This window comes from Pseudomonas sp. FR229a, from assembly GCF_030209115.1.
GTDB classification, from domain to species: Bacteria; Pseudomonadota; Gammaproteobacteria; order Pseudomonadales; family Pseudomonadaceae; genus Aquipseudomonas; species Aquipseudomonas moraviensis_A.
Map to the genome: position 1 here is coordinate 146,967 of NZ_JARVSP010000023.1, position 26,164 is coordinate 173,130.

Here is a 26,164-nt window from a genome sequence, read left to right on the forward strand (position 1 = left end):
AGGAGTGAGCCGGTCGCCATGCTCCGTGAACCGCTGATTCGCCTGCGGGAATTGAGCAAGCGTTTTGGCGCGCAGCGCGCGCTGGATCGAGTCAGCCTCGATATCCATCCAGGCGAAGTGGTGGCCTTGCTCGGTGCCAATGGTGCGGGCAAGTCGACGCTGGTGAAAATACTCGCCGGCAGTCAGCCAGCGGACAGCGGCGAAATCCTCGTCGAGGGTGAACGGCGCCAGTTCAGCTCACCGCTGTCGGCGCGGCGTGTCGGCATCGTTGCGGTGCATCAGCAGATCAACGAAGGCATTGCGCCGGGCTTGAGCGTGGCGGAGAACCTGCTGCTCGATGAGCTGTGCAGGCCTGAGACGGACTTCTGGCTCAATCGTAAGCGTCTGCTGACCCGCGCCGGGAACATTGCTGCAGGCCTCGGGCTGACATTGCCGCTGGAGCAACCCGTCGAGCAACTCGGCCAGGCGGAACGTCAACTCGTAGTATTGGCGCGGGCCTTTGCGTTACAGCCGCGCCTGCTGATTCTCGATGAACCGACGGCGGCGTTGTCGGATGCAGAAGCGCAGCGATTGTTCGGGTTGATCGACACCTTGCGTAGTCGAGGCGTGGCGATCGTGTACATCTCCCATCGTCTTTCAGACCTGCAGCGGGTCGCCGATCGCGCCATTGTCTTGCGTGACGGGCGACTGGCCGGTGAGTTCACTGCGCAGCAGTTGCCCGCAGCGGTGCACGCCATGCTCGGTCAGGCGCTGGCTGCGCATCGCTACACCCCGCGTCTGCCGGGGCGCGCGGTGCTGGAAGTGCACGGGATGAAAATCCTCCCGCAGTCGCAACCCTTCGATCTGACCCTGCGCGAAAACGAAGTGGTGGTACTGAGCGGATTGCTGGGTGCCGGTAAAAGCGAGATCGCCGAGGTGTTATTCGGCCTGCGCAAACCGGCTGCGGGCAGGGTCAAGCTCAATGGTGCCGAGTGGCTGCCGCGCTCGCCGCGCGAGGCGATTCGCAGCGGCGTGTTTTACGCAGCCGAAGACCGTGCCAATCAATCGCTGGTGGCGGATTTTTCCTTGCGGCGCACGCTGACCCTGCCATTTCTCGAACGCTTCACTCGCGCCGGTTTCATCCGCAATCGCGCCGAAGCGGCCGCGGTGCAAGCGCAGGTCGCAGCGTTGGGCATCAATACCGTCGGCATCGACGTGCCGATGGCGGCGCTGTCCGGTGGCAACCAGCAGAAAGTCATCCTCGGTCGCTGGCTGATGGGCGAGGGCAGGGTATTGATCCTCGATGAGCCGTTTCAAGGAGTCGACGTGCGCGCTCGCCGCGAGATCGGCCAACTGCTGCGCGACAGCCCCCAGGGCAGGGCGACGCTGGTGATTTGCGCCGATGTCGATGAAGCGCTGGAAATCGCCGATCGCGTCCTGCTCGTGCGTGATCACACGGTGGTTGCCGAATACTCGCGAGCGGCTCTGGATCGCGCCACCCTGGTCGCCGCATTGGCCGGCTCCGGGATCCGTCAACATTCCCCTCAAACCGCGCCAAGGAGCACCGTCAGTGCCTGATCCACATTCACTGCTCGCGCACGCGCCGGCACCCGCCGAGCGCTTTTTACAAGCACTGATCCGCTATGGCCTGTTGTGGCTGCTCGCGCTGATCGTGGTGGTTTTCAGCGTCGCGGAGCCAGCGTTTCTACGGGTTGGCAATCTGTTCAGCATTCTGCAATCGGTATCGATCGTCGCGCTGCTGGCATTGGGTGTGACGTTGACCATGGCCGTCGGCGGACTGGATCTGTCGATCGGCGCAGTGGCCGCCATGAGTTTGATGATTGCCAGTTACGTCATGGTGGTGCTCGGCTGGGGTGCGCTGCCGGCAGTGCTGATCAGCCTGGCGGGCGGCGCGCTGGTCGGACTGCTCAACGGCTGGCTGATCGTCAGACTGCGGGTGCCGGACATTCTGGCGACGCTGGGCAGCATGTTTCTGGTGATCGGTGTGCAACTGATTCCCACTGGGGGGCGTTCGATTGCCGTGGGCATGACGCTTCCCAACGGTGCGGAAGCCGAGGGCAGCTTCAGTGCCGGGTTTCTCGCCTTGGGACGCGGACGTTTGTGGGAGGTGGTGCCGATTCCGGTGTTGATCAGCGCGCTGGTCGCACTGGCCGTCTGGCTGTTTCTCGAGCGCACGCGCATCGGTCGGCTGTTCTACGCCATCGGCGGCAACGAGCAGGCGGCGCGACTGGCGGGTGCGCCGGTGCAGCGGTTCAAACTGCTGGCGTACGTGCTCTCGGCGTTGCTGGCTGCGCTTGGCGGTCTGTTACTCGCGGCGCGGCTCGGGCGTGGCGATGTCAGCTCAGGCAATGGTTTGGTGCTCGATGCGCTGGGCGCCGCATTGATTGGTTTTGCCGTGCTCGGTGCGAAGAAGCCGAACGCTTTTGGCACCCTGGTCGGTGCGCTGCTGGTGGCCTCGCTGCTGAATGGCCTGACCATGCTCAACGCGCCGTATTACGCGCAGGACTTCGTCAAGGGCCTGGTGCTGGTGCTGGCCCTGATGTTCACTTTCGGCCTCGCGCATCGGGTGCGATGAGCCGCTTTCAGCCAAGGAAGTTGTATGCACGGTTCAATCACCCCATTCGTCCGCCGTTGCTTTGCCGTCGCTGTGTTTTCGGCGGTGACATTGAGCGCACAGGCCAAAGCCCTGCCCGGCGCACCGGCGCCGTTCGACCAGGGCCAGGTGCAGATCGCGCTGGTGGGTTATCTGTTTTCCGGGGATTTTCCTGAGGCCTATCTGCGTGGGGTGGAGCAGCAGAGCGCAGCGCTGGGCGCCAGTCTGCGGGTGTTCGATGCGCGGCAGCAGGCGGCGAGTCAGGGCGAGATGATCGATCAGGCGACGGCGCTGGGCGTCGACGGGATCATCGTCCAGCTCGGGTTGGCGGAGACCCTCAAGGCACCCATCGAGCGAGCCATTGCCAAGGGCATCAAGGTTGTTGCGTTCGATGTCGACCTGGACACACCGCAGGTGACTCAAGTCGAACAGGATCACCATGCACTGGCACGCCTGGCGCTGGATCAGGCGGTCAAGGACAACGGCACGCGCTTCGACGCCGGTTATGTCTACATCAGCGGCTTTACACCGATGGAGCGGCGCGACGAGATCTGGAGTCAGGTCAAAAAAGCCAATCCGGGCATAGTGGAAAAGGCGCGGTTCGGTACGTTGAATCCGCCGATTGCCAATTCCGTGGCGGATCAAGCCAGCGCCGTACTGCGCGCCAATCCAGACATCAGCGTGATCTTTGCGCCGTTCGACGAGTTCGCCAAGGGCGCGAAAATCGCCGTCGATGAAGCCGGGCTGGCCAGTCGAGTGAAGATCTACAGTGCCGACATTTCCACTGCCGACATCCAGATCATGAAAGAACCGGGCAGCGCCTGGGCGGCGACGGCAGCGGTCAATCCGCAGGTCGCCGGGGCGATCAGCGTACGCAGCCTGGCGATGCTGATCGCCGGTGAGGATCCGGGTCACCAGGTACTCGTGCCTCCGACGCTGATCACCCGCCAGCAGTTGCTGGATCTGGACGTGAAAAATGTCCGTGATCTGGCGCAGAAGCTACCAGCGTTCGGCGATACCGCGAATGTGGCGCGGGCGTCGTGGATTCCGGTCGCGAATTAGAACATCGCCGCCACATTGTTCTGGTGGCAGCGAGCCTGCTCGCTCCCACAGGGATGGGTGACCTTCGGACAAGGAGTGAAGATGCACACCAAGGCTTCACGCTTACGCAAAAGCCGTTCTCCGAAAGTGGGCCGGGCGTCCGGCAATCGCCTGCCGCCGGGGCAGGTGCTGACGGAGCGCTTTCCGATTCTGCATGAAGGTGCGGTGCCCGAATACGATACGGGCGACTGGTCATTACGTCTGTTCGGCACGCTCGACCGGCCAATCGAATTGCGTTACGCCGATTTGCAGGCGCTGCCGCAACGGGTCTTGCGCTGCGATATCCATTGCGTGACGCGTTGGTCGAAGTTCGATACCGAGTGGGGCGGAGTACACCTGCAGGATTTGTTGCAGGCTTTCGATATCCAGCCGACGTCGTCGTATGTCATGGCCCATGCCGACCCCAATTACCAGACCAACTTGTTACTCGACGATTTATTGCACCCGCAAAGTTTGCTGGCCACCCATTACGCCGGCCAACCGCTGACTGCGCAACATGGCTGGCCACTGCGGCTGGTAATAACGGGACGATACTTCTGGAAAAGCGCGAAATGGTTACGCGGCCTTGAATTTGTAGCGCAGGAACAACCGGGTTTTTGGGAACGAAACGGCTTTCATTTACATGCTGACCCGTTTGCCGAACAGCGTTTCAGTGGTGAAGAACTGGATATCGCCGAAGATGCCTGGCTGGAAAAGGAGTTCGATTAAGCATTATCGAACACAGATCTACATGTGGGCCTTCGCCTGCTGGGGATAGCGTTATATCTGTCGACATCATTGTCCGATGCTAGACCGCTATCGCGAGCAGGCTCACTCCTACACGGACATCTGCAATCAGAGACTGGTGTTTAGAGAATTAACCGATGTAATAAAACCCAAACTACAGCAGCCATTACTACGCATTCATTGCCGTCCTTTTAGTGTCGGCAAACGGCCAGGTATTAACTGCAATTCAAGGAGCTGATACATGCATTACCGTTCCCGTTCATTACTGGCCGCTGCTGTTGTGACAGCGATCTGGCAACTTCCTGCTCAAGCTGAAGAGACTTCTGCCGAAGATGAATCCCGCCTCGGAACCGTGCTGGTCACCGGTACCCGCGGTACATCGCGTACGGTGCTGGATTCGCCGGTGCCGGTGGACGTGCTGACCGCCGAAGATCTCAAGTCCGCCGGCGCTGCGGGCGGTGAACTGGGGGCGGCATTGCAGACGCTGCTGCCGTCCTTCAGCCTGCCGCGTCAGTCCAACTCGGGCGGTGCTGACCACGTGCGCGCCGCGCAACTGCGAGGCATGAGCCCCGATCAGGTGCTTGTGCTGGTCAACGGCAAGCGTCGGCATACCTCGGCGGTGGTCAACGATTCGTCGAAAATCGGTCGTGGTACTGCGCCAGTGGATTTCAACTCGATTCCGCTCAGCGCGATCAAGCGCATCGAGGTACTGCGTGACGGTGCCGGTGCGCAGTACGGCTCCGATGCGATCGCCGGGGTGATCAACATCATCCTCGACGACGCCCCCGAAGGCGGCGAAGTCTCGACCAGTTACGGCGCTTATCACACCCGTCAGGACGCGATCGACAAGACCACCACCGACGGCCAGAACAGCGTGACCACGGCCAAGATCGGCACACGCCTGGGCGAGGAGGGCGGTTTCATTCGCGGCGGCACGGAATACAAGAATCGCAACCCGACCAACCGGGCCGGCTTCGATGGCTTCGCCGATACCCCGGGCCAGCGCAACTATGTGATGGGCGACGGCCTCGCGCGCGACGTCAACGCCTGGTTCAACGGAGAACTGCCGCTGGCCGCTGGCAAGCTCTACAGCTTCGGTACCTACAACCAGCGCCACACCACGGGCGCCGCGTTCTATCGCTATCCGTACGAGCAACCGCAGTTCTACCCCAACGGTTACCTGCCGCAGTCGTTGGGCGACAACAAGGACATCTCTGCCACCGCCGGCTTCAAGGGCTTGATCGGGGAAGAGTGGGACTTCGACAGCAGCGTCACCCATGGCCGCAACCGCTTCGAAGGCTCGACCCGGCGCACCCTCAACGTCAGCCTTGGCGAGGACTCGCCGACCAGGTTCGATACTGGCGACTACGAGCTGCGCCAGACTACTGGCAACCTCGATTTCAGCCGTGAGTTGCGTCTTGGCGAGCGCTCGTTCGTCTTGGCAGTCGGTGGCGAATACCGCTACGAAAACTACCTGACCTACGCGGGTGATGCAGCATCCTATGTCGGTGCCGGCGCGGATGGTGCCAACGGTCTGCGCCCGAGCGAAGAGTCGGATCTGGATCGCAACGTGTTCGGCACCTATGCCGAATTGTCCGGCGATCTCACCGAGCGCTTCTTCATCGACGCTGCCACACGCTGGGAACATTACGATGACGCCGGCAGCAAAGTGACCGGCAAGCTCAGTGGCCGCTACAAACTTACGCAACAGTGGGCCTTGCGTGGCGCAGTGTCGAACAACTTCCGCGCACCTTCGCTGGCGCAAAGTGGCTTCCAGCACACCACCAGCAACTTCGGCGATGGCGGTACGCTGACGGACATCCGCGTGCTCTCGGTCAACGACCCGATCGCCCGCGCCCTCGGCGCAGAGAAGCTTGATCCGGAAACCTCGAAGAACTTCAGCCTCGGTCTGACTTTTCAGTTGAACGAACGCTTCGACGCGTCGCTGGACGTGTTCCGCATCGACGTCAAAGACCGCATCACCCTGTCGCAGCGGATCGGCAACGATGCGCTTGAAAGTTACATCGACGACAACTTTGGCGTGGCCGGCGTCCACGACGTCAACTTCTTCACCAACGCCGCCGACACCCGCACCGATGGCGCCGAACTGGTGCTCAACTATCACCAGCCGTTGTATGAAGGGCAACTCGGCCTGACCACCGCGTATACCTACAACCACACCAAAGTCACCAGCACCAAGGGCACGCCGTCGCAACTGACCGCACTGGGCATCGGCAATGATGCTCTGGTTGGCGTCGAGGAGACCAACACCCTGACCGATGCCGCGCCGAAGGATCGCGTCGTGTTTTCCGCCAACTGGGCAAGCGAACACTGGGGCCTGCTCGGACGCCTGACCCGCCAGGGCGAGACCACCCGCGTGTTCGATTTCGGTGATTCGCAACCCGAGCAGACTTACGGCGCGGTGTGGCAGCTGGATGCGGAGGTGGCATACAAATTCACCCCGACGTTCAACCTCGCTGTGGGCGGCAACAACCTCACCGATAACTACCCTGAGCGCTCGGGCTCAGCGATCAATTATGGCGGCAACCTGCCGTACGACGTGCTGTCACCCATCGGTACCAACGGCGCGTATTACTACGCCCGGGTTACTTATGGTTTCTGATGCCGCCGGTTTGGGGCTCCAGCCTGAAATCGGCGTCAAACCCCGCCCCTCACCCCAGCCCTCTCCCAAAGGGAGAGGGGGCCGACCGAGGTTTCTTGCGTCATCCATCGACCTGAAAGACCCGGTCGATTGTGGATTCACTGAAGTCTTTTCAGGTCGGTGCAGATGCTGAATATCCCCCAATCAGTCCCTCTCCCTCCGGGAGAGGGCTAGGGAGGTTTCTTGCGTCATCCATCGACCTGAAGGACCGGGTCGATTGTGAATTCACTGAAGTCTTTTCAGGTCGGTGCAGATGCTGAATATCCCCCAATCAGTCCCCTCTCCCTCCGGGAGAGGGCTAGGGTGAGGGGCTTTTCAGAACGACACCTGTGCCGGTTGCGACAGCCGCAGTACCGACAAATCGCCAGTGATCCGCTTGTACGCCAACCTGATGGCTTCGATGTCACTCGAACGCTTTGCGCTGTTCTCATGCAGGATCACGATCACCTTGGTGCTCAAGCGCTCTGGTTCCTTCGCGCCCTTGTCGCGCCATTGCCCGTACGCATCGAACACGCTGAAGCCATCAGGGAAGCGCGGCGTGACTTGCTGATCGAGAAACTCGCGCCAGCGCGCGGGGCTGACAGCGCCTTCCTGGCCCTCCAGCGAACCGACGGAAAAGTACAGTTCAGTGCGAATCCACTGTGCCTGCGCCGGCCGTGAGGCATCGCCTTGCAGGGTCGAACTGGCGGGATCGAACGTGTGGACGGACGCAGGAGGAGGGCTGGCGCAACCGGCGAGCGTGAGCAAAAGCGTCGCCATTAACAGACGTCGAGGCATGAAGCATCCTTATCGAAAGTGGGGTAAGCCGCTGGAGTATAAGGTTGCGGCCCAAGCGCCAATAAAGACCGAAAAAGCAGCTTGATAGGTGCGTGGGGAATAACCCGATCACGGCGCCGCCGGCGGCTTCGCCAGCGCAATGCCCGCTGCGCCCAGGCGCTTGAGCACTTCGAACAACAGATCACTTTTGGTCAGCCCGACGATCCTCGGACTGCCGACGTAACCGGTGACCGTGAGCGTTATGCCGTCCGGCGACAACTTGCTGAAGCGCACGAACGGCGCCGGTTTATCGAGGATGGTTTCATTTTCGTGGTAAGCGTCGAGCAGCAGCTGTTTGACCTGCTCAGGATCGATATCCAGTGGAAACATCAGCTCCAGCGACGCCACGCCCTGAGCACTGCCGCCGAGGGTGACGTTGCGCAGGTTCTGCGAGATCAATTGCGAGTTGGGCACGATCACGATCGAGCGGTCGCTGAGCTGGATTTCCGTGGCGCGCACGTTGATCCGGCGGATGTCGCCCTCCACGCCACTGATGCTGATCAAGTCGCCGACCTTGACCGGGCGCTCGGTGAGCAGAATCAGGCCGGAAACGAAGTTCTTGACGATCTCCTGCAGGCCGAAGCCAATGCCCACCGATAGCGCACTGACGATCCAGGCGAGGTTGGTCCACTGCACGCCCAACGACGACAGCGTCAGCAGAATCACAAAGGCGTAGCCGATATTGGAAAACAGCGTGCTCAGCGACGCGCACATCCCGGGGTCCATGTCGGTCTTGGGCAGGAACTCTTCGTCGAGCCAGCGGCTCAATGCGCGGATCAGCCAGATGCCGATCATCAGCGCCAGCAGCGCGTTGAGCAGATGCCCCGGGACGATGTTCAGCTTGCGCAAACCGGCGCCGCCAAGGATCGACATGATATTGGTCAGCAACTGGCCCAACGTGGTGCCGATGCCGCCGACGAACAACGAAATCAGCGCCATCAACATCAGTCCCGCGCGGCTGAAACCGGACAGCAGAATGGAAATCTGATCCAGACGCCGATCGCTGATGCCGAGCAACTGCTTGAGCGCCTTGCCGCTGGCGTGTTTCGGTGAAAACAGGTGCTCGCAGGCGTCCTTGACCAACTGAATCAGCAGGTAGAAGCCCGACAGCACGATGTAGCTCCACACCAGTTCATAACTGATGAAGCGCGCCAGCGACACGTAACCGGCAAGCAGTGCAATGGCCGTGACAAACATCGAAACGCTGGCGACGCTGTAGATCAGCCCGGCGAACACACTGTTTGTCGCCGAGGCGTCATTGGCCGCGACCAGTGCCTTGCGCACTTTGCCGACGCGCAACAGCAGGGTGCCGATGATCGCCAGCACCACCATTGAAATCACGCCGCGCCCGGCCATGACAATCTGGCTGCTCATGCCCGTGGCGTTGCCGACCTGCACCAGCGTTACCAACACCAGTAAGGAGCAGGCGAGAATTCGCGGATATGGCCTGAGGGCCAGCGCCACCGGATCGGCAATGCCCGGCAGGCGCCACGACGGATGCTCGGTCGACAGTAACGCGCGGCTGAGCCCGGTGATCAGCACGCAGGCATACACGACTTTTTCGAACTCTTCGGAGAAGGTTTCCAGCACCGGCGGCAGGGCGTCGTGGCGGGTGCAGGCGTAGAACAGCAGTTTCAGGGCGATGGCGGTGGTGATGAAGGTCGCGGCGGCCGAGGCGAACGCCAAGGCACTGCGGCGCAAGCGACCCTCCGCTACACGATGAATGCAAAACCAGGTCAGCCCGCGTTCAGCCAGACGCCGGCCGAACGTCCACACCAGCAGCGCCAACAGCACCAGCACGCAGGTGTAAAAACGCTCGCCCGGCGCCCAGACCGTGGCCCACACGTCACCTACCTGTGTAACGAACAGGCGCAGCCGCTGGCGGTCGTCCTCGCTCGGATTGACCAACGGCGCCCAGAAATGCGGACTCAGTACGCTGCGGGTACTCAGGGTCAGTTCGCTTTCCAGCAATGTGCGGCGGATGCCGGCAATTTGCGTGATCAGGTCGGCGGCGTTCTGTTTCAGTGCCGCGAGGCTTTTCAGGGTGCCGTCGACCTTGCTTTTCTGCTCCGCGAGCGCGGCCCGCTGCGCGACGATATCGGCTTGCTCGGCGGCCACCTCGGCGTCTGGCGCGGTGCCCAGAACGCCCAGTTGCACCGCCAGTTGCGCCTGTTGTGGCAACAGCGCAGCCGACAACCGATCGACATCGAGAATGAACGCCTGGACCCGATCCTGCGGGCCTTCGAGCTGGTTGTAATTGTTCGCCGCCGAAATCTGCTGCTTGAGCCCGTCGAGCCGTTGTTGCAAGGCTTGCAGATCGCTTTGCGAAATCACCGGCAGCGGCGCCGCGCTTGATTGTGCCGGCGTCGGCAGGTCTGCCGCCCACAGCGAAGCACTGGCCGGAATCAGCAGCAGGAACAAGGCCAAAAACAACGACTTGAATGAACAGCGCATAACGGCGGTGGGCTCGAGTGGATCACACAGTCTATGAGGGTAGGTGATCGCGCCGAATGGGGCGGAAAACTTTCTCGGCGTGGACCATCCGCACACGCGTCAAATCCAGCGGAATGATCAGCGCAGCGCACGGTCAACCGGCAATAAAAGCTTCGAGAGCACGCCATGTCCATCGCCAACGATACGATTGAATACCTGCGCCAACATTCATTGATCATCACCACCGCCGAGTCCTGTACGGCGGGGGAAATCGTCATGCTGTTGTCGGCAGTGCCCGGCAGCGGCGAGCTGATCGAGTGCGGCTACGTCGTCTATTCGCCGCAGGCCAAGCAGCGCTTGTTGCACGTCCGCCCGGCGACCATGGAGACCTTCAATCTGACCAGCGTTGAAGTCGCCAGTGAAATGGCCATCGGTGCGCTGCGCGACAGTACCGCCAACGTCGCGGTCGCCACCACCGGCATTCTTGGCCCCGACGATATGGATGGGATCAAGGCCGGTACGGTGTGTTTCGCCTGGGCATTTCAGTTCGATGACCGGCATTTTCTGTTCAGTACGCAGCAATGGTTTCCCGGATCGCGCTGCGAAGTGCAGACCCGCGCCTCGGAATTCGCCTTGCAGCAATTGCCTGATTTCCACCGTCGCGCCTTGCGCGGTGAAGGAGGGTGGAGTCAATGAAGGATGCTGCTGATCACCCCGATCTGCGCAGCAGGCAGTTCCCGGTACCGGAACACATGGCCTATGGGCTGGAACTGGACATCGGCGGTGAGATGCTCGACAAGCTTCAGCATTGAAACGATGCAACCGGCGCCCGTGCGCATGCGGTCGCAATTTTTTTGAACGCTCAAAAGGCCTCGCAGCCCAATGCTTACCAGTCATTGGAGGATCGCGAAATGAACGAGGCAGCGAGTTATTTTTCCATCGCCGTGGCGGTGATCATTCTGCTGGTTGACCTGTGGGCGATCGTCAGCGTGTTTCGCAGCAACAAAAGCGTCGGCGTCAAAGCCGCCTGGGCGATCGGCTTGATCGTGTTCCCGGTGCTCGGCCTGATCGTGTGGGGCATCGCCGGCCCGCGCGGCATCAAGGAAGGGCCTTCGTCGCCGGAGCACAGCAAGGGCTGATATTTGATGCAACCTGACCACTGCTTTAAGGAGATCGTCATGAAGAAAATCTGTGTATGCCTTGGCTTCTGCTCAATGTTCCTGTTGCACGGCTGCTTCGATTCGAACAAAGCCACCAGCAAGGACGAAGACAACAGCAAGGCCTCCGTGCAAATGGAGCAGAAGAAGGCGGATTAACCCGAATAGCACGACACACGCAAACCCTATGGGAGCGAGCTTGCTCGCGAAGGCAGTCCATGGTGGACCGCCTCCTTACACGCCGGTGTCAGGCCCCCACGGTTTCGATGGGGGCCTGCCCTCTGGCGAAACGCGTGGCTGAAGTCTGAAGCAGCAGCCCCACGGATAGACACACCAATGCGAAGGGCAACAGCCAGGCGTTTTCGATAATCGCCAGTTGCAGCGTCAGTATCAGGAACAGCACGGGCGTCGCCAGCGCATTGGCCTTGCTGACGTAGAGTCCGACGGCGGCTTCACTGTATCGGCAGGCAATCGCAGCCCGGATGTGTACCCGCGCGCCACCGAACGCCATGCCAAGAATCAACAGGCTCAGTGCTTTGAGTACGAGGGTGTCGGGCATCAGCACCCACATTGCGGTGGCGATCAGCGCCAGCGCGATCAGGGCAAACAGATACGTCAGCAGATTGCGCCCGGTGTTGGCAACGATCACCAGCACCCCGATCAGCGCCATGCCCAGGCCAAACACCGCGTCGAGTACGCCGAGCTCCAATAATGACCAGCCATGGTTGGATACATAAACCGGCAGCATGAAGTTGAACGCCCCGAGGATGGGCCAGATCAGCAGCATCGGCACAAACAGGGTCAGCGGCAGCGGGGCGGGAACTGCTCGCGTGCTGGCAGGCTCGACGACGGTCGGCACACTGTCACGGGTGTGGCAGATGCCGGCGACGAGGAGGAAGCCGCCGCTGAGCACCAGAGCAAAACCGATACCGCTCAAAATCGGCATCAGCCCCGCCGCGAGCAGCGGGCCGATCATCAATGCGGCCTGGCTGGTGGCGGTAGTGGCGCCACTGATGCGGCGCACGCTGACTTCGTTCATCCCCCGTTGCAGCTGGGTAAACCACATGTCCAGGCTGGCCTCCAGTGACATCACCATCAACCAGACAAAGAGGTTGGTGATCAGCAGCCCGACGGTGTAGTTCCTCGAAAGCCCGGAGATCATGGCAAGACCGGCCAGGCACAGAATGAACAAGCTGCTCATCTGCCGGCCATTCATCTTGCGCGACAGGCGTTTGATCATCATCGGGGTGATGAAAGCGGGTATGAACGAGCAGAAGATCGCCAGTGCCAACGGCAGGTAATCGTCGTTGCTCTGTTTGAGAATGGTCCAGGTCAGCGACACCAGCAATGCCCCGGAAAACAGCCGGTAGACCGTCGAGCAGAACAGGAAAATCGCCAGTTCTCCGGGAGTCTCGTTGTTTTTATTCATGTCATTGTTCCTGCCCATGGATAGGCGCGCTTCAATCATTCGAATAGCCGAGGTCAGCCGCAGCCTGCGCAAAAAACCTGGCTGGAGGCTGACTCCGGTCCAGGCCGGTTCAGGCGAAAGTGCGCATGACCCTGAGGGTTTGCTCGATGTCCTGCGGGGTGTTGATGATCCCGGCGGAGAATCGAACCGTGGAGTGCCGATACGGTGTGGCACTGGCGATGATGTTCTGCGTTTTCAACTTCGCCACCACATCCTTCGGCGTCCAGCCCTGGACATCGCAACAGACGATGCCGGCGGAGAACTCGGCGGAGCGGGGCGTGTGCAGATGCACGTTGGGCAGCTTCGCCAGGCCTTCTTTCAATTGTCCGTTGAGCTCGGCTACACGATCGGCGATGCGCTTGCGGCCGATTTTCTTGATGAAGTCGAAGGCTTCGATCACACCCCACTGGTTTTCAAATGCGAGGAAGCCGCCGGGACTGACCCAGGCCGCTTGCGTCTGTCCTTGCGGGTCGCGCTCCTGGCGCCAGGCGTTGGCGGGCTCGGCAGCCATGATGGTCGGTATCGTCGGGATCACCTGTGGCCACTGACCCTCGCGAGCCCAGACCAGCCCGGTGCCATGAGGGCCAAGAATCCATTTATGTGTTCCGGCGCTGAAAAAGTCGCATCCCAGGCTGGCAACTTGCGCCTCGGAACAGCCGAAGCCGTGCACACCATCGATGACATAGATGATCCGGTCAGCCTCTGAGCGGTTCTGGTTGAGCCGCGTGACCAAAGCGCCGATGTCTTTGACCGGCAAGCGCACGCCTGTGCCGGAGTGCACCCAGGTCATGGCGAGGATGCGGGTCGATGGCCGGATGGCGGCTTCGATGCGCGAGACAATGGCATCGGTACTGACATCCTCCGGACCCTGGTAGAGGTCGATGCGGCGGATGCTGCCGCCCCACTTGAGCACCGCCAGGCGCATGGCCTCGTCGTGGGTATACCATTCGTGATGGGTGGTGAGGATTTCCTGGTCCGGTGTCAGTTTGAGGCCGTTGTAGACCATCGCCAGACCCTGCGTGGTGCTGGTGGTCAGGGCGATGTCTTCGGCTCGGCCACCGGTATAGTCCGCCGCAGCGGCGCAGACTTTGCGCCAGACCATGTCCTCGGGCCTGGCAAACATGTTGTCCTCGAGATAAGTGTAGGGATTTTCATCGAAAGCCTGACGGTGACGGGCCATCGCCTCGCGCACGGGTCTGGGATTGGATGCCAGAAAAAAGTTGGAAATGTGCACGAACTGCGGCGCCAGATTGAACTGCGCACGCACCGATGCCCAGTCGCCCGGATCGAATGTCGCCGCGGTTTCATCCTGGGCGGGCGCTGGCCCCGCCTGTGCACTGGCCATCCCTGCAATCATGCTGCCTCCAATCAGGGTCGCTCCTACAGTGGCGCCCATGAAATCACGTCTTCCCAGACCCATACCGATTCCCTGTCGATTCATAGTGAAGTGCGCGCAGGGCGCGCGAACATAGCATTGAAAATCCGCTGACCATAGAGGCCGACCGCCAGACCGACCACGATCAATACCACCGCCAGCACTTTGTTCAGTGGCACGCTTTCGTTGAACACCACGACCGAGCCGAGCATGCCGAAAATCGGCACCAGCAACGACAGCGGAGCGACGGTCGAAACCGGATAGGTCTTGAGCAACGAGTTCCAGATCCAGTACGCGAACAAGGTATTGGGGTAGACCTGGAACAGGATCGACAAGAAAGCCGTGGTATCGATCTGGTTGACCAGTGTGGTGTAACCGACGCTACCGTTGACGGCGTAATCCAGCACAAACAGCGGGATCGGTGCGAAAGCGCTCGACCAGACCAGAAAACCGAAGACATCACGGGTGCTGGCTTTCTTGTTGATGATGTTGGCAACGCTCCACGACGCCGCACCCACCAGGACCAGCAATACCCCGGAAAGGCTTACCGATCCGTCGCTGATGCTGATGATGCAAAGCAGGCCGGCCAGCGCGATCAACATTCCCAGAACCTGAAAGCGCGTCAGGGCTTCCTTGAACACCCAGCCACCGAGCAGGATGGTGAAGAACGCGCTGAACTGCAGCACCAGCGAAGCGATGCCCGCAGACAGCCCCGCCTTGATGCCCAGGTTGACCACGCCCCACAGTCCGATGCCGAACACCAGGCCGTAGCCGATGATGTAGCGCCACGGGACATCGGGTTTGCGAATGAAAAAGATCGCCGGCAAGGCGCACAGGCTGAAGCGGATACCCGCCAGAATGAACGGATCTACCGTCGCCAGCCCCAGTTTTATCACCGAGAAATTCACACCCCAGATCGCCGTTATCAATACAGCCAACACTACGTGCAGTGGTTTCATGGTTATTTGCCTTGTGGAGAAGTAGGTCGGCTCACGCTACGGAAGTCAGGTTGCGGGCGAGGCTCACGCGGTCGAACAACGTGCGCATCCAGTCTCGGGTCTGTTGCGGTTCGCTTGTCTTGACGATACCGGCCAGTGGCGCCTCGAACGCGGAGTAGGTCACATGCTCGGGCAGCAAGGCACCTGGCGGCAGTTCGTTCCATTGCACGATGAACGGACTCGCGCGTAATTCCTCGGCACCGGCCAGCCCTTGATACAACCGCTGAGAATGCGTGTGACCGGGGAAAACGAACCAGCCGTAGCCCAGATCCGGCTGGTGGTCGGGCAGATGCGCAGTGTTCAATTCGCCGTCCACGTGGATGCGCAGTTCCAGCGATGGCAGGTGAATGCCGGTGGCCAGTTCATAGGTCGCCACCACGTCAGCGCCGCCGACGCGATTACCCACCTCCAGGAACACCGGTTCGTCAGCATCCATGATCGCTTCCAGATGGAATGCGCCGTTGTGAATCTGCACGGCTTGCAACGCCGTGCTGACCCAGGCCTGCATCCCGGCGCTGACCTGCAGGTGCCAGGAACCGAGTGGATGTCCGCGCTCCATGTAATCCAGACAGGTGCCGACGTACTCGCTGGCCAGCAGGGTGACGATTTGCCCGTTCAGCACCAGTCCGTCGAAATGACGAATAGAGCCGCTGATGTATTCCTCAACCTGAAAGTCTGCGATGGGCAATGAAAGGTCGCTGATTGTTTGCCGGATCGCTTCAAAGGCGCCCGCTGCTGGGTGGATGCTGACATCCATGCTGGACGCGCCGCTGTGGGGTTTGAGCACGGTCGCACCGTTCCAGGGAACCCGGCCCTGAAATGCCAGATAACGCTCAAGCGACATGAAGCGCGGCACGCGCAACCCACTGGCTTGAACGGCCGCTTTCATCGCCAGCTTGTTGCGCGCCAGGGTGACCGCTTGCAGCGAAGCGCCTTCGACATTCAGCGCTTCACGCAGGCGCGCCGCGTCGAGCAGTTCGTATTCGGACATGGAAATGATCCGATCGAAGGTTTGCGGACATTGCGTCAGCCAGGCCAGCGTCTCCTCGAATGCGCTGCCCAGACCGGCCCTTGTTACGGCTGTGCAGCGCAGGTCTGCAGGCAGCGTATCGATGGCCGATTGTTTGCCCAGATACGTGACCTCATGCAGATCGTGATCGATGCCGCGGTGATATTCGATGCGTGGATAGGGCACACGGTGAAGGATGAGAATTTTCATGCCAGAGTCTCGAAGCGAATAAGAGAGGAGTCAGGAGGCGACCTTGAGTGGCTGCGCGGCGGCCAGATGACCCTGCAGAATCTCAAGCCATTGTTCGCGCAGGACTGTCACCAGATCGCGGATGTCCACGCTGGCGTCATGCAAGGCGACGCAGGCGTGGGCAACAAAGTCGCTGTTGTCTCTGGGAATCGCGTGGATGAGGCGCGAGTGTCCGGCGATCCATGCACACTCCAGCAGCACGAGGTCTTTCCTGGCGAGGTCGAGCGCTTGGGCCGTTCGAGCCAGCGTCTCGTCGACCATGCTGTGGATCTCGCCGAGGTCAGCCACATCCAGAGTCATGTCATGGGGCACGCCGAACATGACGGTCGCGGCACTGCAAGTCGCGGGCGGCAAATCGGCCGGGATTGTTGCGGCAAACACCGAATCAACCCACGCGGCATACAGGTCCAGACCATGAACGGCCTGCGCCAGGGTCCAGATTTTCATGCCGCCGGGGCGGCGATTGGGTTCGATCACGGCGGTGCGGCAGTCGCTGTCACTGAGTTTGATCTCGTTATGAAACGGCCCGATGCGCTGGCCGACGAGGCGATTGACCTGCTCGCCAGCCAGGCGAATGGCCTGACGTTCGTGCTCGTCGAGGCGAGCGGGCAGGATCTGCGCCACCTCCACCGGATAACGCCCGGTGGCGCTGACTTTCTCAGTGATGAACCACAGTTCGCCCAGCCCGTCATAGGAATATTCGCGAGTGAAGGTAATGAATGCCTCTGCCAGCACACCCCCGTCCAGGTAGGGCGCCACTTCGTTGAATGCCTGCTCGCAGTCGCCTCCGGGCGTGACCATGACCACACCGCGATTGTTGCCTTCACACGCGGGTTTGATGACGAAACCACGCTCCTGACGCACGGCAAAGTTGCGCACATCGTTGAGGCATTCGATGGCCTGGAAGTCTGGAAGCATGACGCCCGACTGGTTGAGGAGGGCGCGCTGTTCGTACTCGGCGATGCGGTACGCCAGTTTGTCAAAAGCGCCCAGTGCCAGTTCGGCATCATCCACGGGCAGCCCGAGACGTTCGAGCAACGCGGCGCCGCTGGCTACCGCGTTATCGGAAAAAACCATCCCGGCACTGATTCTGGCGGCGTCGTCACCCAGCTGTGCCAACGCCTGGCGCATGAAATCATCTGCCAGAGGATCGGCGTCGATCACCCGGTCGCTGATCGCCAGGTCATGATCCTGAGGATCGCTGCGTACCAGCCACGTCTCGGCACCCCAACGCGCGCGAGCGTAGTTGCGCATGTGCAGAACGTCACCGATCCGGCTCAGGTTGTAATCCACTATCAACAATACAGGCGCACGCTGCGGCATGTCGGACATCCTCGAATACTTGCAGTTGTTCAGAGAGGCAAGGCTGTTTCAGGCAGTGGTTCGGCGGCCGCTCAAGGGCTTTCCGGCTGATACTGAATGTCCAGCGCCGTGGCGCTGAGTTGGGCCAGTTGGTGCAATTGCGCCGCCTGATCGGCGCGCTCGAAGGTCCACAGCAACTGGCCGAGGAACACCTCACGCGCATGCGCGGGCACTACGTCGCCGGCCTTGAGCAGGATGTGCTGAACCACCGGTGCGAGCGGTAACGCGATCAAGGTGACGGAACTCAGCGTTCCCGGTCTGGCGAAATACACGCGAAAAAAAGTCGCCGCCGACTGCGTGCTCGTGCCGTCCGAGCGCCAGCCGTAATCAACCAGTCTCTGCACCAGTGACGCACGGGTCGAGGTATCGTCCTGACTGGCCAACAGCAGATCGATCCACAGCGACAGCATGCTGTGCCCGCCAGTGACGGCCTCGACGCTGTGGGAAATCAGGCTGCCACCGACCCGCGGGTTGATCTCGATCAGGTCCCAGTACTGGCCAGTGAAACGCGCTTCGACGTGGTAGCAGCCCCATTTGAGCGCCATGCGCCCCAGCACTTTCTCCAGCCATTGCAGGCCCGCCGCGATCTGTGCCTGATCAAGGCTGGCTGGCGGGGTGGTGCAGCTGTCTTCCAGCACCGTGTCGGCGGTCTCGGTGACTTCATATTTCTCGTGAATGGCCACGACATGCATTTCGCCATCCACCAACAACGTTTCGAAACTGAATTCCTGGCCCGGGATGTAATCTTCAGCCATGAACTGCAGGCCGTCGTGGAATGCCGAGGCATAGACGGTGTCTTCGGTCGAGGCCAGACGCAAGGCTTCCAGCGCCTGCCAGTCCGTGTCCTGGCGCATCGGAAACGCGGCATAGGAAGCGATGCCGTGGATCGGTTTGATGAAGTAGCGTTGGCTGCTGGCCTTCAGTGTTTCGAGGACAGGGGCGGTCAGCGCATGGGCCTGGGCGCTGGACAGGCCCGCCTCGGCAAGCTGGTTGCGCACATTGAGCTTGTTGCGCAGTGCCAGCGCCTGTCGGGCATCAATGTCATAGGTGCCGAGTGATGCGTTGGCTGCCGCCATCAAGTGCCGGTAACCTTCCCAGACGCTGATGCAGCAGGTGACCTGCTCACCGGACTTGCGCAGGGTCTGCAGCGCATTGCTCACATCCTCCTGCTTCAATTGGTGCGAGTCGGAAATGTACAACCGGTCCGCCCAGGTCTGGATCTGCTCCAGGCGGGCCGGCACATGTTCTGGAAGCGGCAATGAAGACAGCACGAAACAGCGAAGCTGGCGTCGCTGCAGCTCCTCCTTCAGGTCTTCCAGGAAAGAAAAGCCGCAGTGGCTCAGGATCAGAACACCGGGTCGGTTTGACTTCATTGCCTGCTCCATGGCTTAAGCAGCCTTGTCTTGCGGCTTGGCCAGGGTGTCGATGTACAGCTCGCTGAAATACATGGCGAGAATTTTCTGATGCTCGGCCAGGTAGCGTTTCAGCGCGCTGATGTCCTGCTCACCCTTGATCAGGAAACGCAGGGCCGCCCAGACTTCACCCGGATGGTCATCGTTGATGTCAGTGTGAGAGTGGGAGATCTGCCCGACAATTTTGGTCTCGCCAACCGAAGTCTTCAGCGCTTCGAGTTTGCGCGGCTCAAGCTTCACGTTCACGTACTCGACCAGATAGGAGTAGGCGATGACGCCCAGCGGGCCTTCGTGGTCCAGCAGGTAGGAGAAGAAGCCGGTCAGCAGTTTGGTGGACAGGTACGGTTCGGTGGCGAGGAACTCTTCGCGGCTGACGCCGACACGCTCCAGATCCTGAATGAACAGATCGTCGTGGAGCATTTCTTCCTGCTCGTAATGCGCCCATATCTGTGCCGCTTCCGGACTGACCTTGGCCACTTCGACCAATGCTTTGGCTTCCGCCACGCGCAGCAGGCGGATACGCCATGCGGTTTCGATCAGGTGACGCTTGTAATAGGCACTGTTGACGTCTTTGCCTTCCAGGTGCGCGGCCTGAGGTACGGTTTCGTACCACTGCTCTACTTGAGCGTCGATTATCCGATCGATTTCTCCACGCAGATTCAGCGAAGCGGCAGCGTTGAGAAAAGGAGTGCGGTCACCATAGCCAACATTCTTTACACGGTTCAGCATATCAAGCCTCTTTTTTGGGTTTGTTTTAACGCGTTGTTTATCAGTGGATTCAGTTGCAACTATCAGCCAATAACTTCAATGGCCAATTCACCTCTTATCAAACACTGGCAGGCCAGGCGATATTCTTCGCCGGTGTAACCCAGTACTTCAATAAACGCTTGTTCATCGTCATCCCGAGGATTCAAGGCCTCGAGACCTGATTCAACCTTGATCAGGCAAGCGCCGCAGGCACCTACACGGCAGCCCAGCGGGATCAGATTCTTGCCGCCGGCTTCCCATTCGATATCGGTAATCGCAGAGTTGCTCGGTAGTTGGAACTCATGCGCAGAGTCAGACTTTTGCGAAGTAATGGTGAGTGTGTGCAACGCCATACTTACCTCGATTCCCTATTAAAGTTTGTGTGGCAGGCACACAGTTGCACGCTGCGTATCACTACGCACTCGAGCAGTTAGTTTGTCCGGCGGTAAGTTATCTGCTGGTCAGTTGAAGATATAACCAATAGAGCAGGGCGACGACGCTGATGCCTGCGCCCAATAGGCACACGGCAACCCAGCCGAAGTGCGCGTAGGTATAAGTAGCCGCGATCGCACCCAGGCCGCTGCCCACCGAGTAGAAACACATGTAGGCGCCGACGAGGCGGCTCTGGGCGTCGGGTCGTGCGGCAAAGATCAGACTCTGGTTGGTCACATGCACCGCTTGCACGGCGAAATCCAGCAGGACGACCCCGACGACCATCGCCAGCAGCGAGCTTTCGACGAACGCGGTGGGTAACCAGGACAGCGTCAACAGCGCCAGCGCTACGCCCGTGGTGCGATTACCCAGTCCTTGATCCGCCAGGCGTCCCGCCCGGGCCGCCGCCAGTGCTCCCGCTACGCCGGCCAGGCCGAACAGCCCGATCTGCGTGTGCGAAAGCGACAGGGGCGGAGCGCTCAGCGGCAAGACCATCGACGTCCACAACACGCTGAAAGCGGCGAAGATCAGCAGCGCGAAAGTGCCTCTGACACGCAGTGTGCGCTCCGTCAGATACAGCTCGAACACCGAGCCCAGCAGTTTCCAGTAGCTGCCTTGCGCAGGCGGCTTGGCCGAGGCGGGCATGGTTCGAAACAGCACCAGGGCCATCGCCACCATCAATGCTGCCGAGACGAAGTAAACGCCGCGCCAGCCCGCCAGATCGGCAACGGCTCCGGAAACGAAGCGAGCCAGCAGGATACCCAGCACGACACCACTGGTGACGGTGCCGACGGCTTCGCCGCGTTGTTCGGGGCTGGCCAAAGTAGCAGCGTAGGCGACCACCACTTGCACGACGACGGCCATCAATCCGACCAGGACCATCGCGCCGAGCAGCATGCCCCAATCCTGAGCAAGGCCAACGGCGCACAGCGCCACGGCTGAAAGCAACATTTGTGTAAGGATAAGTTTCTTGCGATTCAGCAGGTCGCCGAGGGGCACGATGAACAGCAAACCGACTGCATAACCGGCCTGAGTGGCGGTGACGACAATGCCGATCGTGCCGGGTGAAACAGAAAGGCTGGCCGCCATGGACTCCAGCAAAGGCTGGGCGAAGTAGACATTTGCTACCGCCATGGCGCAGGTAATTGCGAAGAGAAAAGTCTGGTAGCGGCTTAAAGTCGAAGGCGCTGTACCTGGAGACGTCCGGGTGTAGCCACCGGCCGCTTTGTCGCCCTCGACGTCCATTTTTACCGGGGCATGAGGCTTGTACGGCATCATTCCATCCTTGGATTGTGGTTTCGAATAGAAACCGATGCGTTGATTTTTAGCAAATCAGGTTGTTAAATACAACCACATTTAAAAAACATTTTCGTCTGACGTTAGATCATTCTATTCATCAGACCTGCAGCCCTGGAGAGACATGGCCAGACAGCAACTACTGGCACAGAGCGAATGCCCCGTGGCCCGTACACTCGAGGCAATCGGCGATCGCTGGGTTCTGATGATCATTCGTGACGCGTTTGATGATGTTCGTCGCTTCAGTGAGTTTCAGAAGCGCCTTGGCCTGGCCAAGAACATCCTGACGGTCAAACTCAAGATGCTGGTCGAACTGGGCGTATTCGAAATACAGCCCGCGTCCGACGGCAGCGCTTACAAGGAATACGTCCTGACCGAGATGGGACGCGCGGTGTTTCCTATCGTTATCAGCATGCGCCAATGGGGCGAGCGCTACCTGTTCCGCAAGGGCGAGAGTTATTCGGTGTTGCTGGATAACGAAGAGTCGGCACCTGTCGAGACCATCGTCGTGCGCTCCCGAGCGGGCAAGGTACTGACCCCCGCCGATTGCCATCGCCGGGTGGTCACGCGGGAAAGCTGACGACCGATCCCGCAGAGCCTGCTTGAACATACCCGAGCCAGCGTGGGGCGCTGATCAACCGGCATGGCGGTTGAAGTCATTCGTCCGCACCTGCTGATCGAAAGACAGCTGTTCGCCAGATCATCACAGCGTGGTGATCTGCCCATTGCGATCACGCTCATACACTTTGTTGGCCTGCAGCTTTTCTTTCAGCCAGCGCTCGGCCGTGCCCAGCGGCCGTTGGCGTGCCCACACCAGATCGACGCCGATCTGCCAGTCGGTGTGGGGATATGCAGACAGCTGCAGTTCGACCAGTTCGCCGTTGCCCAATTCGCGCTGGATCAGTTGGCGCGGCAGGGTCGCCCAGCCGAGCCCGGCGCGGACCATTTCCAGCAGGGCCAGATAACTTTCCGCTTGCCACAGCTGCGTCGCCCGCAGGTACTCGCTGCTTGGCAGTTTGCTGGCGTGCGCACTGAACGCCAGGCGCCGGTGCACGTGCAAATCGTCGAACGTGACATTGTCCAGTTGTGCCAGCGGATGCTCGGGGTGGCAGACGTGCAGCATGATCAGCTTGCCCAGTTGCTGGAACGCCAGTTCCTTGGGATAGCCCGGCTGCGAAAACGCCACGCCCAGCACCGCTTCGCCACTGCTGACCAGTTCGCTGACATCGCCGTGGACCGGGTGACGAATGATCAGATCGACAAACGGAAAGGCCTGCTCGAACGCTTGCAGCACCGGCATGATCGGGCCGTACGGCGTTTCAATCGCCAGGGTCAGGCTCGGTTCGACGTTGTCCGAGAGGCAATCGGCGTGGGCCTCGAAGGTCATGCAGCGCTCCAGTACCGCCTCTGCCTGCACCAGCAATTTATGGCCGCTGGCGGTGAGGGCGGGGCTGCGATTGCTGCGGTCGAACAGCTCGACGCCGAGATCGGTTTCCAGGTTGGCAATCGCCGCGCTGATGGTCGACTGCGTCTTGCCCAGCTTGCGACCGGCGGCGGAGAACGAGCCGCTTTTCACCACCTGGACGAACATCAGCAATTGATCGAGTGAGAAGCGCACGCGGTGTACTCCCGGTTGAAGGTAAGGGCGATTGTGCCGCGTGCGGTCCATCGAAAAAAGCGATGGTTGCCAATTTGTTTCATCGTTAAAAACATTCAAGGATGACCTCGCGTCTTCAAACGCCGGGGCTGATCCTCTCTGTGCATCTGCCCCTGAGCGCCAACGGTTACCACCCACGCTGCCCCCTCAGGAGCTTGTGCCATGACTACACAACGCGTTCACCCGGTGGACGAAGTGCTGCCGTTGCGGCAGCTGTTCACCTTCGGCCTGCAGCATGTTCTGGTGATGTACGCCGGAGCGGTGGCGGTGCCGCTGATTCTCGGCAGTGCGATGGGGCTGACATCGGCCCAGGTGGTTTTACTGATCAATGCCAACCTGTTGACATCGGGTGTGGCGACGCTGATTCAGACCCTTGGCTTCTGGAAATTTGGCGCGCGTTTGCCATTGATTCAGGGCTGCTCGTTCATTGCCTTGGCGCCGATGATCATGATCGGCAAGGAGTTCGGTCTCAGCCAGATCTTTGGTGCGGTGATTGCTGCCGGTTTTCTCACCATTGCGCTGGCGCCGGTATTCAGCCGCTTGCTGCGATTCTTTCCGCCCGTGGTGATTGGCAGCCTGATCACCATCATCGGCATTTCACTGATGCCGGCGGCGGCGATCTGGCTCGGTGGTGGCAATCCCGATTCGCCCGACTTCGGTCGTCCGGCCAACCTGCTGCTGGGCCTGGCCACGGTCAGTGTGACGCTGGTGATCTACGCCAGATTCAGCGGTTTCATCGGCAATCTCAGTGTGCTCATCGGCTTGTTGGTCGGCAGCCTGATCGCTGCCGCCTGCGGCATGACGCACTTCAGTCGGGTCAGCGAAGCCGCGTGGTTCGAGTTGAGCGCGCCGATGGCGTTCGGTGCGCCGGAATTCTCTCTGATGCCGATTCTGATCATGACACTGGCGATGCTGGTGATCATGGCCGAGACCACCGGCAACTGCCTGGCCATTGGCAAACTGGTTGGCAAACCGACTACCCAGCAGACCCTCGGCAATGCTTTCCGCGCCGACGGGCTGTCGACCATGCTCGGCGGCCTGTTCAACAGTTTTCCGTACAACGCCTTCACGCAAAACACCGGCCTGATTGCGCTTTCCAGCATCAAGAGCCGCTTCGTCGTCGCCGCTGCTGGCGCGATCATGGTGCTGATGGGCTTGTTTCCCAAGCTCGGCGCGCTGATTGCAGCAGTGCCGACGCCGGTGCTGGGGGGCTGCGCGGTCGTCATGTTCGGCATGACCACGGTGGCGGGCATTCAGGTGCTGTCACGGGTGCAATTCGAAGGCACACGCAACGCCATTATTGTTGCGGTGTCGGTCAGCGTCGGCGTCCTGCCGATGTCCTTTCCGGCTCTGTTCGAACACGTCGGCCCAACGCTGAAAATGGTGCTCGACAGCGGGATTTTCCTCGGCGCGATCACCGCCATCCTGCTCAATGTACTGCTCAACAAACAAAAAACATCGACCGACGCCGTCGGCGCATCGGCGGCCGAAGTGGCCGACTGATCTTTGTCTTTTCTCACTGCCCAGGAGTTACCCATGAATCAATTCACTCAGCCTGTTCCGGCCGGCGTCAGCGATCTGGACCTTGCATTGCTGCGCCAGACCATCGCTCTGTCGCAAGCGTCGAAGCAGCGTGGCCGGCATCCGTTTGCAGCGCTGGTGGCGGACCGCGACGGCAAGGTCATCGCCGAGGCGGGCAACAATTCGATGCCGCCGGAAGGTGATCCCACCCAGCACGCCGAACTGGTTGCGGTGGCTGCGGCGGCGAAGCTGTTGTCACCCACGGAGCTGGAGGCCTGCACGCTGTACACCAGCGCCGAGCCTTGCTGCATGTGTGCCGGCGCGGTGTATTGGACCGGGGTCGGGCGGGTGGTATATGCGTTGTCGGAGCATGCATTGCTCGGATTGACCGGCGATCATCCGGAGAACCCGACGTTCTCGCTGCCGTGTCGTGAAGTCTTCGCCAGAGGGCAACGCACGGTCAGTGTTTTCGGGCCGATGCTGGAGGCGGAGGCGGCTGAGCCGCATAAAGGATTCTGGTCGTAAACCTGGGCTGACTTGATCGTTCCCACGCTCCCGTGAGGCTCTGCGTCACAGCGAAAGGAGGCCGTGGGAACGAGCAGTTTCACGCGGTCAGAACCTTTTTACTTTCCGGCCAATTCGACAAAATCAGTTGAACAATTCGGTTTGTCTAAGCCTCCGTCCAGTCCAGCGCTGCCGTCTCGCGCCACTTCACCTCAGTAATCCCATAGCGCTCAGCCTGGGGTTTGGAGACGACCTTCAACGGTGGTTTGCCCGGTTTCGGAATCGGCGCAATACCGGCGTCACAGCTCGCCCAATGCCAAGCGTCGGCGTTGCGCATACTCTTGGCGCGGATGACGAATGATTTTGGCTGGTCGTGCAGTTTGTATTCGATGACGAAAATATCGGTGTTACGCATGAGTTCCTCCTTACGCTCATACGTAAATGATTTTGTCCGACAAAAAAAATTCAAAGGATTTTCTGGCCAGATGATCAGCGACACGCAGCGCTCTGGAACGCGGTTCTTCGAGGTTCATCAGGTACAGGCGAACCTGCGGCATGATCAGCGTATAAGCGCCGGCGCGGACGAGCCAGATCACCCCAACAGCTTCGCCCGGCAATTGCCGGGCGAAGGCTTTTCACGCGCGCA

At 60.4% G+C, this 26,164-nt stretch carries 25 protein-coding genes; 11 read left to right on the forward strand and 14 right to left on the reverse strand.

Translation table 11 applies throughout. From position 1 onward, the window contains the following. The first annotated feature begins 18 nt into the window (after positions 1 to 18). The 5 genes from QRN33_RS19470 to QRN33_RS19490 all read left to right on the forward strand — a co-directional run bounded on the left by QRN33_RS19470 (position 19) and on the right by QRN33_RS19490 (position 7,043). Positions 19 to 1,557, forward strand: coding sequence for a sugar ABC transporter ATP-binding protein (locus QRN33_RS19470; protein WP_285409595.1), 1,539 nt, complete (start codon positions 19 to 21; stop codon positions 1,555 to 1,557). After that, entirely contained in the window at positions 1,550 to 2,575 is a 1,026-nt protein-coding gene (locus tag QRN33_RS19475; protein ID WP_064361958.1) for an ABC transporter permease, read from the forward strand. The genes QRN33_RS19470 and QRN33_RS19475 overlap by 8 nt, the downstream gene beginning before the upstream one ends. Before the next feature lie 24 nt (positions 2,576 to 2,599). Further along, a complete protein-coding gene (locus QRN33_RS19480) occupies positions 2,600 to 3,655 on the forward strand; it encodes a substrate-binding domain-containing protein (protein ID WP_065617056.1) in 1,056 nt (351 codons plus the stop codon). 81 nt (positions 3,656 to 3,736) lie between these two features. After that, on the forward strand, positions 3,737 to 4,402 hold the full coding sequence (locus QRN33_RS19485; RefSeq protein WP_285409596.1) for a sulfite oxidase-like oxidoreductase: 666 nt from the start codon (positions 3,737 to 3,739) through the stop codon (positions 4,400 to 4,402). Positions 4,403 to 4,661: 259 nt separating this feature from the next. Continuing rightward, positions 4,662 to 7,043 (forward strand): TonB-dependent receptor plug domain-containing protein, encoded by a 2,382-nt coding sequence (locus tag QRN33_RS19490; RefSeq protein WP_285409597.1) that lies wholly within the window; start codon positions 4,662 to 4,664, stop codon positions 7,041 to 7,043. A gap of 354 nt (positions 7,044 to 7,397) precedes the next feature. On the opposite strand, the gene QRN33_RS19495 is transcribed toward QRN33_RS19490, so the two are convergent. Both QRN33_RS19495 and QRN33_RS19500 read right to left on the reverse strand, forming a co-directional pair. Continuing rightward, positions 7,398 to 7,859, reverse strand: a complete 462-nt coding sequence (locus QRN33_RS19495; protein WP_116657447.1) for a DUF3574 domain-containing protein — start codon at positions 7,857 to 7,859, stop codon at positions 7,398 to 7,400. 108 nt (positions 7,860 to 7,967) lie between these two features. Next, complete coding sequence (locus tag QRN33_RS19500) at positions 7,968 to 10,352, reverse strand: DUF3772 domain-containing protein (RefSeq protein ID WP_285409598.1); 2,385 nt, start codon at positions 10,350 to 10,352, stop codon at positions 7,968 to 7,970. Between the two features lie 165 nt (positions 10,353 to 10,517). Here QRN33_RS19500 and QRN33_RS19505 point away from each other — a divergent pair, with 165 nt between their 5' ends. The 3 genes from QRN33_RS19505 to QRN33_RS19515 all read left to right on the forward strand — a co-directional run bounded on the left by QRN33_RS19505 (position 10,518) and on the right by QRN33_RS19515 (position 11,647). Continuing rightward, complete coding sequence (locus tag QRN33_RS19505; RefSeq protein WP_042609609.1) at positions 10,518 to 11,027, forward strand: CinA family protein; 510 nt, start codon at positions 10,518 to 10,520, stop codon at positions 11,025 to 11,027. Between the two features lie 215 nt (positions 11,028 to 11,242). Next, positions 11,243 to 11,470, forward strand: coding sequence for a PLD nuclease N-terminal domain-containing protein (locus tag QRN33_RS19510; protein WP_042609610.1), 228 nt, complete (start codon positions 11,243 to 11,245; stop codon positions 11,468 to 11,470). A 39-nt stretch (positions 11,471 to 11,509) separates the two neighbouring features. After that, the gene (locus QRN33_RS19515) at positions 11,510 to 11,647 is read left to right on the forward strand and encodes a hypothetical protein (protein WP_165839178.1); all 138 of its coding nucleotides are present in this window, start codon (positions 11,510 to 11,512) and stop codon (positions 11,645 to 11,647) included. Positions 11,648 to 11,735: 88 nt separating this feature from the next. Here the strand turns inward: QRN33_RS19515 and QRN33_RS19520 are convergent, their stop codons facing one another. From QRN33_RS19520 to QRN33_RS19560, 9 genes are all read right to left on the reverse strand, one after another. Further along, positions 11,736 to 12,917 (reverse strand): MFS transporter, encoded by a 1,182-nt coding sequence (locus tag QRN33_RS19520; protein ID WP_285409599.1) that lies wholly within the window; start codon positions 12,915 to 12,917, stop codon positions 11,736 to 11,738. Positions 12,918 to 13,026: 109 nt separating this feature from the next. Beyond that, the gene (locus QRN33_RS19525; protein WP_285409600.1) at positions 13,027 to 14,376 is read right to left on the reverse strand and encodes an aminotransferase class V-fold PLP-dependent enzyme; all 1,350 of its coding nucleotides are present in this window, start codon (positions 14,374 to 14,376) and stop codon (positions 13,027 to 13,029) included. Between the two features lie 17 nt (positions 14,377 to 14,393). After that, positions 14,394 to 15,290 (reverse strand): EamA family transporter, encoded by an 897-nt coding sequence (locus tag QRN33_RS19530; RefSeq protein WP_285409601.1) that lies wholly within the window; start codon positions 15,288 to 15,290, stop codon positions 14,394 to 14,396. Between the two features lie 31 nt (positions 15,291 to 15,321). Then, positions 15,322 to 16,548 carry an ATP-grasp domain-containing protein gene (locus QRN33_RS19535; protein WP_285409602.1) on the reverse strand — a complete coding sequence of 409 codons (1,227 nt, stop codon included), beginning with the start codon at positions 16,546 to 16,548 and terminating at the stop codon, positions 15,322 to 15,324. Positions 16,549 to 16,578: 30 nt separating this feature from the next. Then, entirely contained in the window at positions 16,579 to 17,910 is a 1,332-nt protein-coding gene (locus QRN33_RS19540; RefSeq protein WP_252881772.1) for an ATP-grasp domain-containing protein, read from the reverse strand. A 71-nt stretch (positions 17,911 to 17,981) separates the two neighbouring features. Further along, positions 17,982 to 19,322: an ATP-grasp domain-containing protein gene (locus QRN33_RS19545; protein ID WP_285409603.1), complete on the reverse strand. Its 1,341-nt coding sequence runs from the start codon at positions 19,320 to 19,322 to the stop codon at positions 17,982 to 17,984. Positions 19,323 to 19,337: 15 nt separating this feature from the next. Beyond that, positions 19,338 to 20,090 (reverse strand): hypothetical protein, encoded by a 753-nt coding sequence (locus QRN33_RS19550; RefSeq protein ID WP_042609616.1) that lies wholly within the window; start codon positions 20,088 to 20,090, stop codon positions 19,338 to 19,340. A gap of 62 nt (positions 20,091 to 20,152) precedes the next feature. Beyond that, on the reverse strand, positions 20,153 to 20,461 hold the full coding sequence (locus QRN33_RS19555) for a 2Fe-2S iron-sulfur cluster-binding protein (RefSeq protein ID WP_042609617.1): 309 nt from the start codon (positions 20,459 to 20,461) through the stop codon (positions 20,153 to 20,155). A 97-nt stretch (positions 20,462 to 20,558) separates the two neighbouring features. Beyond that, on the reverse strand, positions 20,559 to 21,815 hold the full coding sequence (locus tag QRN33_RS19560; protein WP_042609618.1) for an MFS transporter: 1,257 nt from the start codon (positions 21,813 to 21,815) through the stop codon (positions 20,559 to 20,561). A gap of 145 nt (positions 21,816 to 21,960) precedes the next feature. On the opposite strand from QRN33_RS19560, the gene QRN33_RS19565 reads away from it, so the two are divergent. Then, positions 21,961 to 22,416 carry a winged helix-turn-helix transcriptional regulator gene (locus QRN33_RS19565; protein ID WP_064361946.1) on the forward strand — a complete coding sequence of 152 codons (456 nt, stop codon included), beginning with the start codon at positions 21,961 to 21,963 and terminating at the stop codon, positions 22,414 to 22,416. Between the two features lie 123 nt (positions 22,417 to 22,539). Here the strand turns inward: QRN33_RS19565 and QRN33_RS19570 are convergent, their stop codons facing one another. Further along, positions 22,540 to 23,454, reverse strand: a complete 915-nt coding sequence (locus QRN33_RS19570; protein WP_064361945.1) for a LysR family transcriptional regulator — start codon at positions 23,452 to 23,454, stop codon at positions 22,540 to 22,542. Positions 23,455 to 23,655: 201 nt separating this feature from the next. Here QRN33_RS19570 and QRN33_RS19575 point away from each other — a divergent pair, with 201 nt between their 5' ends. Both QRN33_RS19575 and QRN33_RS19580 read left to right on the forward strand, forming a co-directional pair. Further along, complete coding sequence (locus tag QRN33_RS19575) at positions 23,656 to 24,996, forward strand: nucleobase:cation symporter-2 family protein (RefSeq protein ID WP_285409604.1); 1,341 nt, start codon at positions 23,656 to 23,658, stop codon at positions 24,994 to 24,996. A 33-nt stretch (positions 24,997 to 25,029) separates the two neighbouring features. Beyond that, positions 25,030 to 25,539: a nucleoside deaminase gene (locus QRN33_RS19580; protein WP_042609622.1), complete on the forward strand. Its 510-nt coding sequence runs from the start codon at positions 25,030 to 25,032 to the stop codon at positions 25,537 to 25,539. A 145-nt stretch (positions 25,540 to 25,684) separates the two neighbouring features. On the opposite strand, the gene QRN33_RS19585 is transcribed toward QRN33_RS19580, so the two are convergent. Both QRN33_RS19585 and QRN33_RS19590 read right to left on the reverse strand, forming a co-directional pair. Then, entirely contained in the window at positions 25,685 to 25,933 is a 249-nt protein-coding gene (locus QRN33_RS19585; protein WP_042609623.1) for a DUF6555 family protein, read from the reverse strand. Between the two features lie 16 nt (positions 25,934 to 25,949). Further along, entirely contained in the window at positions 25,950 to 26,114 is a 165-nt protein-coding gene (locus QRN33_RS19590; protein WP_285409605.1) for a hypothetical protein, read from the reverse strand. Positions 26,115 to 26,164: the final 50 nt, after the last annotated feature.